The 16,584-nt window shown below is 57.7% G+C and carries 16 protein-coding genes; 2 read left to right on the top strand and 14 right to left on the bottom strand.

Translation table 11 applies throughout. The features are described from left to right. Positions 1-20: 20 nt before the first annotated feature. From menE to OGV82_RS12225, 8 genes are all read right to left on the bottom strand, one after another. Complete coding sequence (gene menE / locus OGV82_RS12260; protein WP_101744040.1) at positions 21-1,436, bottom strand: o-succinylbenzoate--CoA ligase; 1,416 nt, start codon at positions 1,434-1,436, stop codon at positions 21-23. Beyond that, on the bottom strand, positions 1,433-2,395 hold the full coding sequence (gene menC / locus OGV82_RS12255; RefSeq protein ID WP_047462362.1) for an o-succinylbenzoate synthase: 963 nt from the start codon (positions 2,393-2,395) through the stop codon (positions 1,433-1,435). Before menC ends, menE begins: the two co-directional genes overlap by 4 nt. After that, positions 2,395-3,252, bottom strand: a complete 858-nt coding sequence (gene menB, locus OGV82_RS12250) for a 1,4-dihydroxy-2-naphthoyl-CoA synthase (RefSeq protein ID WP_012131509.1) — start codon at positions 3,250-3,252, stop codon at positions 2,395-2,397. The genes menC and menB overlap by 1 nt, the downstream gene beginning before the upstream one ends. 14 nt (positions 3,253-3,266) lie before the next feature. Continuing rightward, positions 3,267-4,025, bottom strand: a complete 759-nt coding sequence (menH, locus tag OGV82_RS12245) for a 2-succinyl-6-hydroxy-2,4-cyclohexadiene-1-carboxylate synthase (protein WP_047462359.1) — start codon at positions 4,023-4,025, stop codon at positions 3,267-3,269. Next, a complete protein-coding gene (gene menD / locus OGV82_RS12240) occupies positions 4,022-5,692 on the bottom strand; it encodes a 2-succinyl-5-enolpyruvyl-6-hydroxy-3-cyclohexene-1-carboxylic-acid synthase (RefSeq protein ID WP_047462356.1) in 1,671 nt (556 codons plus the stop codon). Before menD ends, menH begins: the two co-directional genes overlap by 4 nt. A 128-nt stretch (positions 5,693-5,820) precedes the next feature. Next, entirely contained in the window at positions 5,821-7,119 is a 1,299-nt protein-coding gene (gene menF / locus OGV82_RS12235) for an isochorismate synthase MenF (protein ID WP_047462353.1), read from the bottom strand. A gap of 95 nt (positions 7,120-7,214) precedes the next feature. Then, complete coding sequence (gene elaB / locus OGV82_RS12230; protein ID WP_012131505.1) at positions 7,215-7,520, bottom strand: stress response protein ElaB; 306 nt, start codon at positions 7,518-7,520, stop codon at positions 7,215-7,217. Between the two features lie 53 nt (positions 7,521-7,573). Beyond that, entirely contained in the window at positions 7,574-8,035 is a 462-nt protein-coding gene (locus OGV82_RS12225; RefSeq protein WP_047462350.1) for a GNAT family N-acetyltransferase, read from the bottom strand. A gap of 65 nt (positions 8,036-8,100) precedes the next feature. On the opposite strand from OGV82_RS12225, the gene rbn reads away from it, so the two are divergent. Together rbn and OGV82_RS12215 are read left to right on the top strand one after the other, a co-directional pair. Next, positions 8,101-9,018, top strand: coding sequence for a ribonuclease BN (gene rbn / locus OGV82_RS12220; RefSeq protein ID WP_047462347.1), 918 nt, complete (start codon positions 8,101-8,103; stop codon positions 9,016-9,018). Positions 9,019-9,082: 64 nt separating this feature from the next. Continuing rightward, complete coding sequence (locus tag OGV82_RS12215; RefSeq protein WP_012131502.1) at positions 9,083-10,087, top strand: chemotaxis protein; 1,005 nt, start codon at positions 9,083-9,085, stop codon at positions 10,085-10,087. A 62-nt stretch (positions 10,088-10,149) separates the two neighbouring features. On the opposite strand, the gene nuoN is transcribed toward OGV82_RS12215, so the two are convergent. From nuoN to nuoI, 6 genes are all read right to left on the bottom strand, one after another. After that, entirely contained in the window at positions 10,150-11,607 is a 1,458-nt protein-coding gene (nuoN, locus tag OGV82_RS12210) for an NADH-quinone oxidoreductase subunit NuoN (RefSeq protein ID WP_012131501.1), read from the bottom strand. Between the two features lie 6 nt (positions 11,608-11,613). Continuing rightward, positions 11,614-13,143: an NADH-quinone oxidoreductase subunit M gene (nuoM, locus tag OGV82_RS12205; RefSeq protein WP_012131500.1), complete on the bottom strand. Its 1,530-nt coding sequence runs from the start codon at positions 13,141-13,143 to the stop codon at positions 11,614-11,616. A gap of 183 nt (positions 13,144-13,326) precedes the next feature. Further along, on the bottom strand, positions 13,327-15,168 hold the full coding sequence (gene nuoL, locus OGV82_RS12200; RefSeq protein ID WP_012131499.1) for an NADH-quinone oxidoreductase subunit L: 1,842 nt from the start codon (positions 15,166-15,168) through the stop codon (positions 13,327-13,329). Continuing rightward, positions 15,165-15,467: an NADH-quinone oxidoreductase subunit NuoK gene (gene nuoK, locus OGV82_RS12195; protein WP_000612644.1), complete on the bottom strand. Its 303-nt coding sequence runs from the start codon at positions 15,465-15,467 to the stop codon at positions 15,165-15,167. Before nuoK ends, nuoL begins: the two co-directional genes overlap by 4 nt. Next, positions 15,464-16,018, bottom strand: coding sequence for an NADH-quinone oxidoreductase subunit J (gene nuoJ, locus OGV82_RS12190; protein ID WP_012131498.1), 555 nt, complete (start codon positions 16,016-16,018; stop codon positions 15,464-15,466). Before nuoJ ends, nuoK begins: the two co-directional genes overlap by 4 nt. A gap of 11 nt (positions 16,019-16,029) precedes the next feature. After that, positions 16,030-16,572: an NADH-quinone oxidoreductase subunit NuoI gene (gene nuoI / locus OGV82_RS12185; RefSeq protein WP_012131497.1), complete on the bottom strand. Its 543-nt coding sequence runs from the start codon at positions 16,570-16,572 to the stop codon at positions 16,030-16,032. Positions 16,573-16,584: the final 12 nt, after the last annotated feature.

Below are 16,584 nucleotides of genomic sequence, written 5' to 3'. Positions count from 1 at the left end.
CGGCTCCCGTGTTGCTTACATTACGGACGGTTAGCGCGCACCCACTCCTGCAATGCCCGGCGCGAAACTTTGATCCCGCCGTTTTTCAGCGCTGATGGCAACGTCAACCAGCGTACCGGCTGCTGAAAACGCGCCAGCTTGTCTTTCACCCATTCCGCGAGATCGACGTTCCCGGCCTGCGCGTCATATTCCACCACCGCCACCGGACGATGGCCGAACTCCCTGTCCTCTACCGGCACCACGAACGCCTGTAGAACATATGGATGCGCCGAGATAACGCGTTCCACCTCTTCCGGCTGAATGCCTTCCCCGCCGCTGAAGAACAGATTATCCAGCCGACCGGCAATCGTCAGCTTACCGTCGTTCAGTTCGCCGCGATCGCGGGTGGCGAACCAGCCTTCGCCGTTCACCAGCGGGATCAGCTTACCGTCGCGCCAGTAGCCTTCCGCCATGCTGGCAGCGCGCAGCCAGACTTCGTCATTCACGATTCGGACTTCCCGCCCCGGTAACGCCGCGCCGACATCGCCCAGGCCGTCGGCTTCTTTCGCGCACACCGTCGAGGCAAATTCCGTCAGGCCATAACCGCACCAGCAGCGAATACCCTGCGCGCGAGCCTGCTCCGTCAGTTCAACCGGGATAGCCGCGCCGCCCAGCAGTACCGCTTTCAACGTTACCGATGCCGGATTCTCCAGCAGCCGCCACAGCTGAGTGGGAACCAGGGACGCATGCGTACACCCTTGCAGCATTGCTTCCAGCGGCTGCTTCTCACGCACGGTCATTCGGGCGCCCGCAAACAACCAGCGCCACATAATACCCTGGCCGGAAACATGAAACAGCGGCAGCGATAACAGCCAGTCATCCCCATCGGCAAACGGCATCAGGGACAGCACCCCTTCCGCGCTGGCCAGATGCGCCTGGCAGGTATGCACTGCGGCTTTGGGTAATCCGGTTGAGCCAGAGGTCAGCGTCATTGAACTCAGCCGCGTCGGCTGCCAGTCTGCGGCGTGTTCGCCTGCCTCTTGCTGCATTTGCAGCGGTTGCAACGCCGGGAAGGTATTCTCCCCCTCCAGCAGCAAAGCAAACCGGAGCGTTAAGTCCGGCAGCAGCGCGTCGAGCAGCGGTTGTGGAAGCTGCGGGTTAACCGGCAGGACTCTTGCCCCGCATTGCAGTAAAGCCAGCCAGGCCAGCAGCGTTTGCGGGTGATTCCAGGCGCGCAGCATCACGCCGCAGCCTTCAGAGACACCCTGAGCGGCAAAACCGCTCGCCAGCGCGTCAATACGGGTACAGAGTGTGTGCCAGCTTAGCACTTCATCATTAAGGCGTAAGGCGGGCGCATCTCCCCGCACCTGCCGCCAGTGACGCCACGGCCAGTCATTAAAAGATGACGGCTGGAGGCCCGATACGCTTGCGCTATCGGGCATTTCCCGGAGGCTCATAGCAGCCGTTCCAGCGCATCGTCGCTAACACACGGCAAAGCGCTGCCCGGCCAGCGGCGCACCTGCTGGGTTTGCATCAGGCTTAGCGTATCCAGACCCGGAATGGTCTGCGGCGTCAGCCACGCGGCAATACGCGCCAGTTGCGTTAAGCCGAGGCTCGACTCGATGGAAGAGCTGATCACCGCCGTCAGTCCCAGCGTATGCGCGGCCTGTACCTGCTCGCGAACCTTTTCCAGGCTTCCGGTGAGCGTCGGTTTGATGACCACCGCGCTGACGCCCGCTTCCGCCGCAAAGACAAAATCGTCTTCACGCAGACTTTCATCCCAGGCAATCGCAATCCCGGTTTCACGCGCAAAAGCGCGGGAGTCGTCGCGGGTTTTACACGGTTCTTCGAGGAAGGCGATGCGGGCACGGTAGTCCGGGTTGACGTATTTCGCGAACTGCTGCGCTTTCAGCGGCGTCCAGGCGCGATTGGCATCCAGACGCAGATGCAGATCGGGAACCGCCTCCAGCAGCAGGTTGACCACCATTCCGTCGCGTACCGCTTCGTACAGACCGACTTTGATCTTGGCGACTTTCTCGCCATGCATATCAGCCAGTTGCAGCACCAGATCGTCTGGATCGCCCGTACACAGCGGCGCGGCGCGGTAATCCGCCGCCTCTGGCAACGTCCCCGCCGCCTCCGCCAGCGCACAACTAACGCCAAACGCCACGGAGGGCACTTCAGGCAACGTTGACTGGCCTTGCAGCCAGCCGTTAACCCAGTCCAGCAGCGCGGCCTGCGCCTCTTCCAGGGTTTCCTGGCTGAAACCCGGAAGCGGGGAGATCTCCCCCCACCCTTCGCGCTCGCCGTCGCACAGACGGACATACAGCCCGTCGCGAGTTTTTAACCGCCTGTCGCGCAGAACCACCCCCGCGTCCATGGGGATCTGCCAGCGGTACACCTGCGCGCTACGCATTACGGATTCCGTTTGAATTTGCTGAAATCAGGCTGACGTTTCTGGTTGAAAGCGTTACGGCCTTCCTGACCTTCTTCCGTCATGTAGAACAGCATCGTGGCGTTGCCCGCCAGCTCCTGTAGACCCGCCTGACCGTCGCAGTCGGCGTTCAGCGCGGCTTTCAGGCAGCGCAGCGCCATCGGGCTGTTCTGCAACATTTCGCGGCACCAGCGCACGGTCTCTTTTTCGAGGGAGTCCAGCGGTACGACGGTGTTGACCAGCCCCATATCCAGCGCCTGTTTAGCGTCGTACTGACGGCACAGGAACCAGATTTCACGCGCTTTTTTCTGCCCGACGATACGCGCCATATAGGAAGCGCCCCAGCCGCCGTCGAAGGAGCCGACTTTCGGGCCCGTCTGGCCGAAGATAGCGTTTTCCGCCGCGATGGTCAGGTCACACATCATGTGCAGTACGTGACCGCCGCCGATAGAGTACCCTGCGACCATCGCCACGACCGGTTTTGGGCAGGTACGGATCTGGCGCTGGAAATCCAGTACGTTCAGGTGATGCACGCCGGAATCATCCTGGTATCCGCCGTAGTCGCCGCGTACCTTCTGGTCGCCGCCCGCACAGAAGGCTTTCTCGCCTTCGCCGGTCAGAATAATAACGCCCACGTTGTCGTCATACCGGGCATCCGCCAGCGCCTGGATCATCTCTTTGACGGTCAAAGGACGGAATGCGTTGCGCACCTGTGGACGGTTAATGGTGATTTTTGCAATACCATCGGTGGATTTTTCATAACGAATGTCCGTGTAACCTTCGGAGCAGTCGTGCCATTCAACCGGTGCGTAAAGCATTGTTTCATCAGGATAGATCATAGTGTGTCCTTTAGTCAGAGACGCAGAATCTGAGCCAGACTGTCCACCACGCCTGCGGGATTTTCCCGATGCGCGTTGTGTCCGGCGTTACGAATCATATGGCAAGGTACAGACAACTCCGCCGCCAGCGCGCGGAATTTGCTGTCGCGTTCACCACATAAATAATAAAACGGAAATGTGCGCGCATTTAGCCGCGCGCGTAAATCAGGCTGTACGGCAAGCGAGGTTGCCTCCAGCATCGCCGCCAGCGTTTCGCCATTGTTCTGGCTGCGCAGCGCGACTAACGCCTCTCTTTGTGAAGCATCCAGCGAAGCGAAAACCGGTTGCTGATACCAGTCAGTAAACACGTCGCGCAGCGGTTCACGGCGAAAGCGCGCTGCCCAACGACCGTCAGACCGTCGGCGCGCGTCACGCTCAGCCTCGCGTTGCAGTCCCGGGTGACCGCCTTCAACCACCAGCCCGCAAAGACCCGGCAGAGTCTGGCACGCCGCCATCATCGCCACTCTGCCGCCGAGCGAGTAGCCGACCAGCCAGTATTTAAGTATGTTGTAACTAAATAATGTGTTACGCAATAAGTCGCACACATCAGCAAAGCCGCTGACACGAATATCGGCAGAATCGCCGTGACCAGGCAAGTCGATATACAGGCGCGAAAAGTCAGGAAACTGCTCACCGATCTGCTGCCATTCCCGGCAATCACCGGAAAATCCATGCAGGAAAACCAGCCAGGGAGACCCCGGCTGACCACCGTTCGCCTGCGCGCGCAGGATCATAGATGGCTCACCTGCGCCAGCAGCTGTTGCAGGGTTTGCGCCCCGTCGGTATCGTTCACGACCAGCTCAATCACCGTGGTTGTCGGCGTTCGCCAGGCGCCAGCCAGCGCCGCATCCAGCTCATCCCAGCTTTGCGGGCGGTGATATTTGAGGTTAAACATAGCCGCTGCGTGTTCAAAGTGGACGTTTTGCGGCATCAGGTAAAACCGCTCGCGCTCGCTCTGCGGTGTCGGCAACAAAGAGAAAATTTGTCCGCCGTTGTTATTCACCACAATCAGCACAAACGGCGCGGACACCTGGCGCAATAGCGCCAGTGCGTTGAGATCGTAGAGCGCAGACAGATCGCCGACGATAGCCAGCGTCGATTTCGCGCTGGCGCGCTGAACGCCCGCCGCCGTCGAGATCAAACCATCAATACCGCTGGCTCCCCGGTTGCTGTACACCGGGTAGCCCGCCGGTAGCTGCGACAGCGCGTCAATCAGGCGCACCACCAGGCTGTTGCCGACAAACAGTTGCCCTTGTTCCGGCAGATAGTCGCGAATGCGGTGCGCCAGTTGCGCTTCGCCGAACATATCGCGACGCGCGACAACCGCCTGCCACGCCTGCTCTGCCAGGCGCGGGATATCGACGCACCAGGGATGGCGTTTCTCCGCCGGATGCAGCTCCAGCCAGTCGGCGATTTTCGCCACCAGCCTGCGTCCGCGATGATGCGCCGGGTCCAGACGACCTTCGATATTATCAATAATCCAGTACTCTTCCGGCTCGCAGGCGGCCTGCCATTGCAGCAGGCGCTTTCCGGTCAGGCTGCTGCCGAGTTGCACCACAATTTGCGCCTGCTGAAGCTCAGTGACGGCCTTCGCATTACCCAGCCAGAGATCGGCGCACGGCAGCGGCTGCCCGGTTTGCGACAGCACGTCGCCAATCAGCGGCCAGCCCAGCGTCTGCGCCCAAAGCGCGACTTTCTTGCCCTCTTCCACGCTCATGCGCCCGGCCACCACTACGCCGCGTTTTTGCCGCCAGAAGAACCAGTCGCGCTGTTTGTCACTTTCCAGCCGACGCGCTTCGCGCAGCCAGGGTTTGTCATCCTGCCACCAGTCGCCAAGGCTCTGCTGCCAGGCAAGCCCCGTGTCGTCCATATCGCCATACAGCGGTTCCGCAAACGGGCAGTTGATGTGTACCGCGCCGGCATGCAGCGTCGCCAGGACGTTATCAAGGGTGGAGACCAGCCAGCGCGCGGAAATATCCTGCGTCGGGCGCGGCAAAGAGAGCGTCTGAGAAGGATGAGAAGCGAACATCCCGGCCTGACGAATCGCCTGATTCGCGCCGCAGTCAATCAGTTCCGGCGGACGGTCCGCAGTCAATAAAATCAGTTTTTCACCGGTAAGCCCCGCTTCAATCAGCGCCGGATAGAGATTTGCCACCGCCGTACCGGAAGTAACAATAACGGCAACGGGCTGCTTACTGACTTTCGCCAGCCCTAATGCCAGATGACCAAGACCACGCTCATCAAAGTGCGTGTGATGAATAAAGGCTGAATTTTCCGCTGCCGCCAGGGTTAAAGGCGTAGAGCGGGAGCCAGGGGCAATGCAAACATGCCTGACGCCGTGGCGAGTGAGTGCTTCCAGAATGACCGCCGCCCAGCGTCGGTTAAATGCGCTTACTGACATGAGATTGTCCGGTATCAATATTGCGACTCAGTATAAGGATCAGAAAAAATGGATTATTGATATGAGTCGGGAATATACACAAAATCATTCAGCAGACCGCCTGAAGGATGAGGTGTATGTGCGACTCATTAGCTTTCCATCTGTAATAACGTGCGTAGCCCGGCTGCTTTGTTGTCGATCTCTTGCCATTCCTGTTCCGGGTCAGACCCGCGCACAATGCCTGCCCCGGCATACAGACGAACAACGTTCGCCGCGACTTTCGCCGAGCGCAGCGTCACGCAGAATTCGCTTTGCTGTAAAGACAGATAACCCGCCGACCCGGCATACCACTCACGTTCAAACGGTTCATGTTGCTGAATAAACGCGCGCGCCCGTTCACGCGGAATCCCCGCGACGGCTGCCGTGGGCTGTAGCTGTAGCAAACAGAGCGTGTCGTCAGCCTGATTGAGCGCCGTCCAGATACAGCGGCGCAGATGCTGTACTTTGCGTAATCTGAGCACCTGCGGCGGCAAAACATCGAGCGAGTGGGTGCAGCTTTGCAGGCGCTGACAAATATCTTCCACCACCAGCATGTTTTCACGCTGGTTTTTATCATCCTTCATCAACCATTCGCCCAGTTGCCAGGCCTGATGGTCGTCGGGATGATTCGCCACCGTGCCGGCCAGCGCCTCGGTGCGCAATGCCGTTTCACGTCGCCGCCAAAGGCGTTCCGGCGACGAGCCAAGAAAGGCCCTTCCGGCGGAGAACGCCATAAAAAAATGGTAGCAGTTAAGGTTTAAACGGCGACTGGACGCCATCACGGCGGCGGCATTCACCGGATGGGAAAACTGCAAATCCGTCGCCCGCGCCAGCACCACTTTGTCGAGATCGTCTTCAGCGATAGTCTGCGTGGCAAGCTGAATCAGGCTGGTCCAGCCCGCTTTATCCGGCCAGTGCTGCTCGCCCGTCAGGTGCAGGCGCAGCGCCGGGATCGGCTTTACGCCCCTTAATGAAGAGAGAAACGCGATCGCCCGCCCGGCGTCTTCACGCAGTGAAACCGGGCTGTAGAGATACAGCCGCAGCGTTGCCACTGCGCCAGCGCGTCGCCATTCAAGACGCGGCAGCAGCAAATGCCCCTGCTGCGGTTCAAACGCATTCAGTCCCCAGATACGCAAATCGGATTGTGATTCATGCTGGCGGAGAAAGCGTTGCGCCTGTTCGAGAGAGGGGAACGTTTCAACGGCGCCGAGCACCGCGGCTTCTTCATCGCCGTTACGCTGTTGCCAGTAAAATTGCGGCCAGATGGCCTGACTGGCCAGCCAGCTTAATGCGTCAAACGCATCATTCAGAGGGAAAGGCACATCAACAATACGCATTCCTGGCGCCGCCGGTATCTCCTGCGATAACTGGCGCCGCAGATTTTCCAGCGCAGTAGTGATTGAATGCACGCGGACCTCTCCCTGTTAAAAACCTCACATTATACGGGGTACAGCGGAGAAAAAGCAGTACCCCCGTTTAGGGAGGAAATGCGATCCCGGTTACATTACCGCCGCGCCAGCAGTAGTCCCAGCACCAGGCCGACCGCCGCGCCTGCGCCAATCCCTTGCCAGGGTTTTTCATGCACGTAATCATCCGCTTTATAAACCGCCTGTTTTGCGCGGTAATAGTAGCTGTCAGACGCATGGCTGACGCGATTTTTTACCTCTTCAAGCGCCCGTTCTGCGCGTGCTTTTAACTCAACATATTTTTGATCGGCAGGATCGCCGGAGGAACGCAGCACCTCTTCCAGCGTTTCGCTCAGAAGTTCCAGGTCGTCATCAATACGTGAACCATAAGAATGAAAAGACATTATACTCTCCCTTTCGATTAACGTTCCCACTAACTATAGACAAAACCGGAACATCACACCTGGCTAACCTCACGCGCCATACCCATGTGCGGGATACCGTCTTCGTCATAAACGTCCGTCACCGGAACAAAACCGAATCGCGCATAGAAGGATTGCAGATGCGCCTGTGCGCCGAGGTAAAGCGCCTTCTCCGGCCAGTGTTGCTCGCAGGATGCCAGGGTCTGCGCCATAAGCTGTTGCCCCAGTTTTTCGCCGCGCAGCGCTTCGCTGACGATCACGCGCCCAATCACCACCGGCTCCAGTTCGTCGTCGCTTTTCAGAATCCTCGCATACGCTACCAGCTCATCGTTATGCCAGCCCAGGATATGACGGTTCTCCCCCACCAGGTCATCGCCGTCCACATCCAGATACGGACACTGTTGTTCAACCACAAATACCGCGCAGCGCAATTTCAGTAACGCATAGAGTTGCGGGACGGATAATTCAGAATGATGCAGGTCTTGCCAGTGAATCATGGTGCGCTCCTTTTACGTATTCGCTTTATACTAGCCAGAATATTTTTTAAACGTGTAATGAAATAATGGAATTAATTTTTTTAGGTACTTCTGCCGGCGTTCCTACCCGCACGCGTAATGTCACGGCAATATTACTGAATTTACAGCACCCGACGCAGGCGGGGCTATGGTTATTCGACTGCGGTGAAGGCACCCAGCACCAGATGCTCAACACCGCGTTCAACCCGGGTAAGCTCGATCGCATTTTCATCAGCCATCTGCATGGCGATCACCTTTTCGGTTTGCCCGGTCTGCTGTGCAGCCGTTCGATGGCGGGAAACGCACAGCCGCTGACGATTTACGGCCCCAAAGGCATTCGCGAGTTCACCGAAACCGCATTGCACCTTAGCGGCTCCTGGACTGATTATCCGCTGGAGATCGTTGAAATTACCGCCGGCGAAATTCTGGACGACGGTCTGCGCAAAGTGACCGCCTTTGCGCTTGAGCATCCGCTTGAATGCTATGGCTATCGGATTGAAGAGCATGACAAGCCCGGCGCGCTGGATGCCAGTGCGCTAAAAGCGGCAGGCGTGAAGCCCGGCCCGCTGTTTCAGGATCTGAAAGCGGGTAAAACCGTCACCCTGAACGATGGTCGCGTTATTAACGGCGCCGATTTTCTCGCGCCAGCCACGCCCGGGAAATCGGTGGCGATATTTGGCGACACCGCGCCATGCGCGTCGGCCATCACGCTGGCAAAAGGCGTGGACGTAATGGTACACGAAGCAACGCTGGATACCTCAATGGAAGAAAAAGCCAACAGCCGTGGGCACAGCTCCACCAGGCAGGCCGCGCAGCTGGCGCACGATGCCGACGTGGGCCAGCTCATCATTACTCACGTCAGCTCGCGTTACGACGACAGAGGCTGCCAACGCCTGCTGGCAGAATGTCAGGCGATCTTCCCCGCAACTGCGCTGGCTCACGATTTCGCCGTTTTCACGGTTTAACGCTCCATTTTTCTTCCTCAGTGCCGATAACAGAGAAAAGGCTGGCTTTCATATTGAGGATGCGATGGATAATTTCCAGAAAGATATTGATGACAGGGCTAACTTAACCCTGTCTAACCGCTTTGAATTGCTGTTATTCCGTCTCGGCACATCGCTGCATGAGCAGAAGTCGGAGCTATTTGGCATCAACGTATTCAAACTGCGCGAAATTGTGCCAATGCCCACATTTACGCGCCCTGCCGGAATGAAAGCCCCGCTTTTAGGTATGGTCAACATCCGCGATCAGGTGATCCCGGTCATCGACCTGCCCGCCGTGGCCGGGTGTAAACCGGAGAACGGGCTTAACATCCTGCTGATCACCGAATATGCGCGCAGCGTACAGGCATTTGCGGTGGAGTCCGTCGAGAATATTATGCGTCTGGACTGGCAGCAGGTGCATACCGCCGAGAAAGCGGTTAACGGCCGCTATATCACCAGCATTGCCTGTCTGGATGAAGACAAAGAGACCAACAACCTGGCGCTGGTGCTCGACGTAGAGCAAATTCTCTATGATATCGTGCCGTCAAATCACGACTTGCGCGCCACCAATTTGAAAACCAGCAAGTTCAACATCACGCCGGGTGCGGTGGCGATTGTGGCGGAAGATTCTAAAGTTGCCCGCGCCATGCTGGAGAAAGGGCTGAATGCGATGGAGATCCCGCATCAGATGCACGTTACCGGTCAGGATGCCTGGGAGAAAATCCAGCAACTGGCGAAAGAAGCGGAGGCGGAAGGCAAACCAATTAGCGAGAAAATCGCCCTGGTGCTGACCGACCTCGAAATGCCGGAGATGGACGGTTTCACCCTGACGCGTAAGATCAAAACCGACGAGCGCCTGAAGAAAATTCCGGTAGTGATCCACTCTTCCCTTTCCGGCAGCGCCAACGAAGATCATGTGCGTAAAGTTAAAGCGGATGGTTATGTCGCGAAGTTTGAAGTCAACGAACTGTCGTCGGTGATTCAGGAAGTAATGGAACGCGCCGCGCAAAACGTCAGCGGGCCGCTGGTCAGCCGTCAGTTGCTGAGTTAACGTCCTGACGTTCAGGGCATAAAAAAACCCGCCGTGGCGGGTTTTTTCGTTTCTGCTTTCGCTTACATCAGCGGCGTAGCTAACTGCACGATGCTAATCAGCGGTTGCGGGTAGATACCCAGCACCAGAACCAGCAGCGCGGAGATCAGAACCACAATACCGCCCGCGCTGTACTGCCAGTTAGACGGCGCATCACGGTTAAGCTGCTGCGGCGCGCTCAAATAGAGGCTTACCGCAACACGCAGGTAGTAGTAGAGACCAATCGCGGAACCGACCACCACCGCGGCAACCAGCCACCACAGACTGGCCTGCACACCGACCGCCAGGACATAGAACTTGCCGATAAAGCCCAGCGTCATCGGGATACCCGCCAGAGAGAGCATCATCACGGTCATCACCGCCGCGAGGATCGGACGATGCCAGAACAGACCACGGTAGGAGAACAGTGAATCGGCATCCGGGCCACGGAACGGGCTGGACATCAGGCTGACCACGCCGAACGCGCCGAGGCTGCTGAACAGATAACCGGCCAGATAGACGCCAACGGCTTCCATCGACATCTCGCCGCTTTGCAGGGCGATCAACGCCACCAGCAGATAGCCGAGGTGAGAGATAGAGGAGTAACCGAGCAGACGCTTAATGTTGGTCTGGCTCAGCGCCATCAGGTTACCGAAGATGATGGAGGCAAAGGCAATCACGCCCAGCACGATACGTACCGCTTCGCTGTCACCTACCGGCGCGTACAGGAACAGACGCATCACCACGCCGAAGATAGCGATTTTGCTCGCCGTCGCCAGGAAGGTGGAAACCGGCGCAGGCGCGCCCTGGTATACGTCTGGCGTCCACAGGTGGAACGGCACCAGCGAGAGTTTAAAGCCGAGACCAACAATCATCAGACCGAAGCCCGCCAGCAGCAGCGGTTCGTGCAGCATGCCGTCGCCGAGGCTCTTACCGAGCGCGACAAACGACAGGTTGCCAGACTGCGCGTACACCAGCGCCATACCGAACAGCAGGAAGGAAGACGCTGCGGCAGACAGAATGGTGTATTTGATACTGGCTTCCAGCGAGCGTTTCTGACGGAAGGCGTAACCAATCAGGCCAAACAGCGGCAGAGAGATCAGCTCAATACCGAGGAACAGCGCCGCCAGGTGGTTGGCGTTCGCCAGCAGAATACCGCCCAATGCGGCAATCAGCACCAGCAGGTAGAACTCTTCCTGGTTATCGTTATAGCCTTCAAGCCACGGATAGGCAAAGGTACAGGTGGCAAGACTCGCCAGCAGAACCAGCCCGGTGTAAAGCATGGCGAAACCGTCAACGCGCATCAGCGGGGTGACGTCCATCGCGCCCGCCTGGCCAACAAACCAGAGCGAAACCAGCGCGGCGTTAAGCCCAATGACCGACAGCGTGGCATTGAGGAAGTGATTGCGTCGCCACGCAATGGAGAGCATCACAACCACCACCGTCAAGCCGACGATCAGCAGCGGTAGCAGCGCAATCAGGTGTTGTGGAGTTATTGTCATGGCGATTTACGGCCTTGTAGTAGTAACGGAATTAACAAACCACTGCTGGATGTTGCTCATCGCAGAATGCGAGGTATCCAGAATCGGCTGCGGATAGAAGCCAAGCAGTACCAGAAGCACGACCAGCAACAGGATGATAAACAGCTCTCGCAGCGACATCCCTGGCATGTCCTGGCTGGCAATCTGGCTCTTCGCTTTACCGAAGTAAGCGCGATGCAGCATCGCCAGCGAGTAAACGGAAGCAAACACCAGACCAAAGGTTGAGATCACGGTAATGACCGGAACCACCTGGTAGCTACCGAACAGAATCATAAATTCGCCAACGAAGTTACCGGTGCCCGGCATACCGAGCGTCGCCACCGCGAAGAACATCGACAGCGCAGGCAACCATTTAATTTTGCTCCACAGACCGCCCATCATACGCATATCACGCGTATGCAGACGTTCGTACAGCTGACCACACAGGATGAACAGACCCGCTGCCGACAGACCGTGCGCAATCATCTGGATTACAGCGCCCTGGTACGCCAGCTGGCTGCCGGTGTAGATAGCAATCAGTACGAAGCCCATGTGCGAAACGGAAGTGTACGCAATCAGACGTTTAATGTCGTACTGGGTGAAGGCCATCCACGCGCCGTAGAAGATGCCAATCACACCCAGCCACATCGCAATCGGCGCAAACTCGGCGGAGGCGTTCGGGAACAGCGGCAGCGAGAAGCGCAGCAGACCGTAAGCCGCCGTTTTCAGCAAAATACCGGCGAGGTCAACGGAACCTGCGGTCGGCGCCTGGGAGTGCGCGTCTGGCAGCCAGCCGTGTAGCGGAACCACCGGCATTTTCACCGCAAACGCGATGAAGAAGCCCAGCATCAGCAGGTATTCCACCCCGTGCGACATCGGCGTTTTCAGCAGGTCTTCGTAGTTGAAGGTCCAGACGCCGGTCGCATTGTGGTGTACAAACACCAGCGCCAGGATGGCAATCAGCATCACCAGACCGCTCGCCTGGGTATAGATGAAGAACTTGGTAGCCGCCGTGATACGCGTTTTACCGTCAGAGGCTTTGTGCCCCCACAGCGCGATCAGGAAGTACATCGGCACCAGCATCATTTCCCAGAAGAAGAAGAACAGGAACATGTCGATGGCAAGGAACACGCCGATAACGCCGCCCAGAATCCACATCAGGTTCAGGTGGAAGAAGCCCTGATATTTTTCGATTTCATTCCAGGAGCAGAGTACCGCCAGAACGCCCAGCAGACCGGTCAGCACCACCATCAGCAGCGACAAACCGTCGATAGCCAGATGGATAGAGATGCCGAAGCGCGGGATCCACGGCAGAATGAACTCAGACTGCCACTGCGGAATGCCAGCGGCTTGCGTCAGTGAATAGCCGCCCTGCAACCACAGTTGCAGGCCAAGCGCCAGCGTCAGTCCCATGGTGATCAGCGCAATCCAGCGCGGCACCTTCACGCCGAAGCGTTCGGTCTGCCAGCACAGAAAGCCACCGATAAAGGGAATTAATATTAGCCAGGGTAGTAACATGGCGATCTTTATTCCTTGTTAAAGTCCCATCAGGACCTGATTTTCAACGAATTCTCACAACAGAAAATTCACTTCGGATTGCGGCCTTTTTTGCCCGGTGGCGCTAACGCTTACCGGGCCTACAGATTCCCGTAGGTCGGATAAGCGCCAGCGCCATCCGACATCAACCCACAATCCTCAAACTCAACGCAGTACCATCAACAGCGCCAGCACAACGACCGCACCGATGCTCATGGATGCCACATACCAGCGCAGATATCCGTTCTCGCTGAGCAGCAGGCCTTTACCTGCAAAGCGGGAAAGGATAGCCGGAACGTTCATCAGCGCATTGAGCGGGTCGCGTTTCAGCAGCCAGGCGACGCCGAGGAACGGCTTCACGAACACTTTGTCGTACAGCCAGTCGAAGCCCCAGGCGTTATACCACCAGGTGCCCAGCAGACGGCCCGGCGCACTGTTGGCGACAGAAGTCACCAGAGTACGTTTACCCAGCCACAGCCATGCGGCAATCAGGATGCCGACAATCGCAACCACGCCGGAGGCAATTTCCAGGGTCATCACACGACTATGCTCAAGCTCGGTCGTCTGCGGCAGCACCCCCTGCAACGGCGGCACAATCAGCGCGCCAACAAAGGTGGACAGTACCATCAGCACAATCAGCGGCAGGTGATGCGTAATCCCCTTCCCTGCATGAGCGTGAATTTGTTCTTTACCGTGGAACACGATGAAAATCATACGGAAGGTGTACAAGGAGGTCATGAACGCACCGACCAGACCTGCAACCATCAGATTGATATGACCATTCGCCATCGCGCCAGCCAGAATCTCATCCTTACTGAAGAAGCCGGCGGTAATCAGCGGCAGAGCCGACAGCGCCGCGCCACCCACCAGGAAGCAGAGATAAACCAGCGGAATAGACTTACGCAGGCCGCCCATCTTGAAGATGTTCTGTTCGTGGTGGCAGGCCAGAATCACCGAGCCGGACGCCAGGAACAGCAGCGCTTTAAAGAAGGCGTGCGTCATCAGGTGGAAAATCGCCGCATCCCACGCCTGGACGCCCAGCGCCAGGAACATGTAGCCAATCTGGCTCATGGTGGAGTAAGCGAGAACACGTTTGATGTCGGTCTGCACCAGCGCGGCGAAACCTGCCAGCACCAGCGTAATCGCCCCAACGATCCCCACCAGATGCAGCACTTCCGGCGTCATCAGGAACAGGCCGTGGGTACGGGCAATCAGGTAAACACCGGCGGTAACCATCGTCGCGGCGTGGATCAGCGCGGAGACAGGCGTCGGGCCCGCCATCGCGTCTGCAAGCCAGGTCTGCAACGGCAGCTGCGCAGATTTACCTACCGCGCCGCCCAGCAGCATCAGCGTCGCCCACATCAGCATGTTGTTGCCGTCGGCGAAGTGCGCTGGCGCCAGTTCCACCATTTCGCGGAAGTTCAGGGTGCCCAGTTCGTTGTACAGAATGAACAGCGCAAACGCGAGGAACACGTCGCCCACGCGGGTCACAACAAACGCTTTCATTGCCGCAGCGCCATTCTTCGGATCGGTGTAGTAGAAACCGATCAGCAGATAGGAGCACAGACCCACGCCTTCCCAGCCGAGGTACATCAACAGCAGGTTATCGGACAGCACCAGAATAACCATGCTGGCGATAAACAGGTTGGTGTAGGCGAAGAAGCGGGAGTATCCCTCTTCACCGCGCATATACCAGGAGGCGAACATGTGGATCAGGAAACCCACGCCGGTCACTACCGAGAGCATGGTCAGTGACAGGCCGTCCAGCACCAGGTTGAAACCGATGTTGAAATCACCCACCGACATCCACGTCCACAGCGGCTGGCTGAACGCCTGCTTGCCGTTAGCGAAGAAGTCAACGCCGACAAACGCCGTCACCAGCGCCGCCAGGCCAATGGAGCCGACGCCAACGGTCGCGGAAAGGTTTTCCGACCAGCGACCGCGAGAGAACGCCAGTAATACAAAGCCAATCAATGGCAGAATAATGGTTAAGGCAAGCATGTTCATCCACGCATCTCACTTACTGAATCGATGTTCAGGTTCTGGCGACGGCGATGAAGTTGCAGTAACAGCGCCAGGCCAATACTCGCCTCCGCAGCCGCAAGGCTGATGGCGAGAATGTACATCACCTGACCATCCGTCTGGCCCCAGTAGCTTCCGGCGACCACGAAGGCCAGCGCGGAGGCGTTAATCATGATTTCCAGTCCAATCAGCATAAACAGCAGATTGCGGCGGATAACCAGACCGGTTAAGCCCAGCACGAATAAAATCGCCGCGAGGATCAGTCCATGTTGTAAGGGGATCATGCGTGCTCCTCCGTTTTTCTTTTCGCGCTGTCACCAGGACGGTTGCTCAGCACTTCGCCCACACGCTCTTCGCGACCGACGTGGAAGGCAACAACCAGACCGGCCAGCAGCAGCATAGAGGCCAGTTCGACCGCCAGAACGTAAGGCCCAAACAGCGAGATACCGACCGCTTTGGCGCTAATTGGCGTACCGTCGATACCCTGGTCGTTGACGCCCAGAATGGCGTACACGATCACCACCAGCATGATGGCCGACAAAATCGCCGGGCCAATCCACACCTGCGGTTTCAGCCACTGGCGTTCCTGTTCGATTTCCGAACCGCCGAGGTTGAGCATCATGACCACGAACACGAACAGCACCATGATGGCGCCCGCATAAACGATAATTTCCAGCGCACCGGCAAAGTAAGCGCCCAGCGAGAAAAACACCCCGGAAATCGCCAGCAGCGAAATAATCAGATACAGCAGCGCGTGTACCGGATTGGTATGGGTGATGACTCGCAAGGTTGCGAGAATGGCGATCAGGCCACAGATATAAAAAGCGAACTCCATTGCCCTTCTCCTTACGGTAACAGGCTCTTGACGTCGATAGGCTTGGCTTCGTTCTCTGCTTCGCCCTTATCTTTGCCGTCGATTGCCATACCTGCCATCCGGTAGAAGTTATATTCCGGGTATTTGCCCGGACCGGAGATCAGCAGATCCTCTTTCTCATAAACCAGGTCCTGGCGCTTGTACTCACCCATTTCAAAATCGGGGGTGAGCTGAATGGCCGTCGTCGGACAGGCTTCTTCGCACAGGCCGCAGAAAATGCAGCGTGAGAAGTTGATACGGAAAAACTCAGGATACCAGCGACCATCTTTCATCTCTGCTTTTTGCAGAGAGATACAGCCTACCGGACAGGCTACCGCACACAGGTTACAGGCAACGCAACGCTCCTCGCCGTCCGGGTCGCGCGTCAGCACGATACGGCCACGGTAACGAGGCGGTAGATAGACCGGCTCTTCCGGGTACATCTGCGTTTCGCGTTTCGCGAACGCATGCAGGCCGATCATCCAGATACTGCGTACCTGGGTGCCGAAGCCTACTAACAATTCTTTTAAGGTCATGGTCTTTGTGCC

Source organism: Citrobacter sp. CK191 (assembly GCF_030333435.1).
GTDB classification, from domain to species: Bacteria; Pseudomonadota; Gammaproteobacteria; order Enterobacterales; family Enterobacteriaceae; genus Citrobacter_B; species Citrobacter_B koseri.
The sequence above is the reverse complement of the archived record's forward strand: the minus strand, read 5'-3'. Positions and strand labels throughout refer to the sequence as shown.

Coding starts and splice junctions, on each gene's coding strand:
- menE (WP_101744040.1), bottom strand. CDS start 1,436: ATGAGCCTCCGGGAAATGCCCGATAGCGCAAGCGTATCGGGCCTCCAG.
- menC (WP_047462362.1), bottom strand. CDS start 2,395: ATGCGTAGCGCGCAGGTGTACCGCTGGCAGATCCCCATGGACGCGGGG.
- menB (WP_012131509.1), bottom strand. CDS start 3,252: ATGATCTATCCTGATGAAACAATGCTTTACGCACCGGTTGAATGGCAC.
- menH (WP_047462359.1), bottom strand. CDS start 4,025: ATGATCCTGCGCGCGCAGGCGAACGGTGGTCAGCCGGGGTCTCCCTGG.
- menD (WP_047462356.1), bottom strand. CDS start 5,692: ATGTCAGTAAGCGCATTTAACCGACGCTGGGCGGCGGTCATTCTGGAA.
- elaB (WP_012131505.1), bottom strand. CDS start 7,520: ATGTCTTTTCATTCTTATGGTTCACGTATTGATGACGACCTGGAACTT.
- OGV82_RS12225 (WP_047462350.1), bottom strand. CDS start 8,035: ATGATTCACTGGCAAGACCTGCATCATTCTGAATTATCCGTCCCGCAA.
- rbn (WP_047462347.1), top strand. CDS start 8,101: ATGGAATTAATTTTTTTAGGTACTTCTGCCGGCGTTCCTACCCGCACG.
- OGV82_RS12215 (WP_012131502.1), top strand. CDS start 9,083: ATGGATAATTTCCAGAAAGATATTGATGACAGGGCTAACTTAACCCTG.
- nuoN (WP_012131501.1), bottom strand. CDS start 11,607: ATGACAATAACTCCACAACACCTGATTGCGCTGCTACCGCTGCTGATC.
- nuoM (WP_012131500.1), bottom strand. CDS start 13,143: ATGTTACTACCCTGGCTAATATTAATTCCCTTTATCGGTGGCTTTCTG.
- nuoL (WP_012131499.1), bottom strand. CDS start 15,168: ATGAACATGCTTGCCTTAACCATTATTCTGCCATTGATTGGCTTTGTA.
- nuoK (WP_000612644.1), bottom strand. CDS start 15,467: ATGATCCCCTTACAACATGGACTGATCCTCGCGGCGATTTTATTCGTG.
- nuoJ (WP_012131498.1), bottom strand. CDS start 16,018: ATGGAGTTCGCTTTTTATATCTGTGGCCTGATCGCCATTCTCGCAACC.
- nuoI (WP_012131497.1), bottom strand. CDS start 16,572: ATGACCTTAAAAGAATTGTTAGTAGGCTTCGGCACCCAGGTACGCAGT.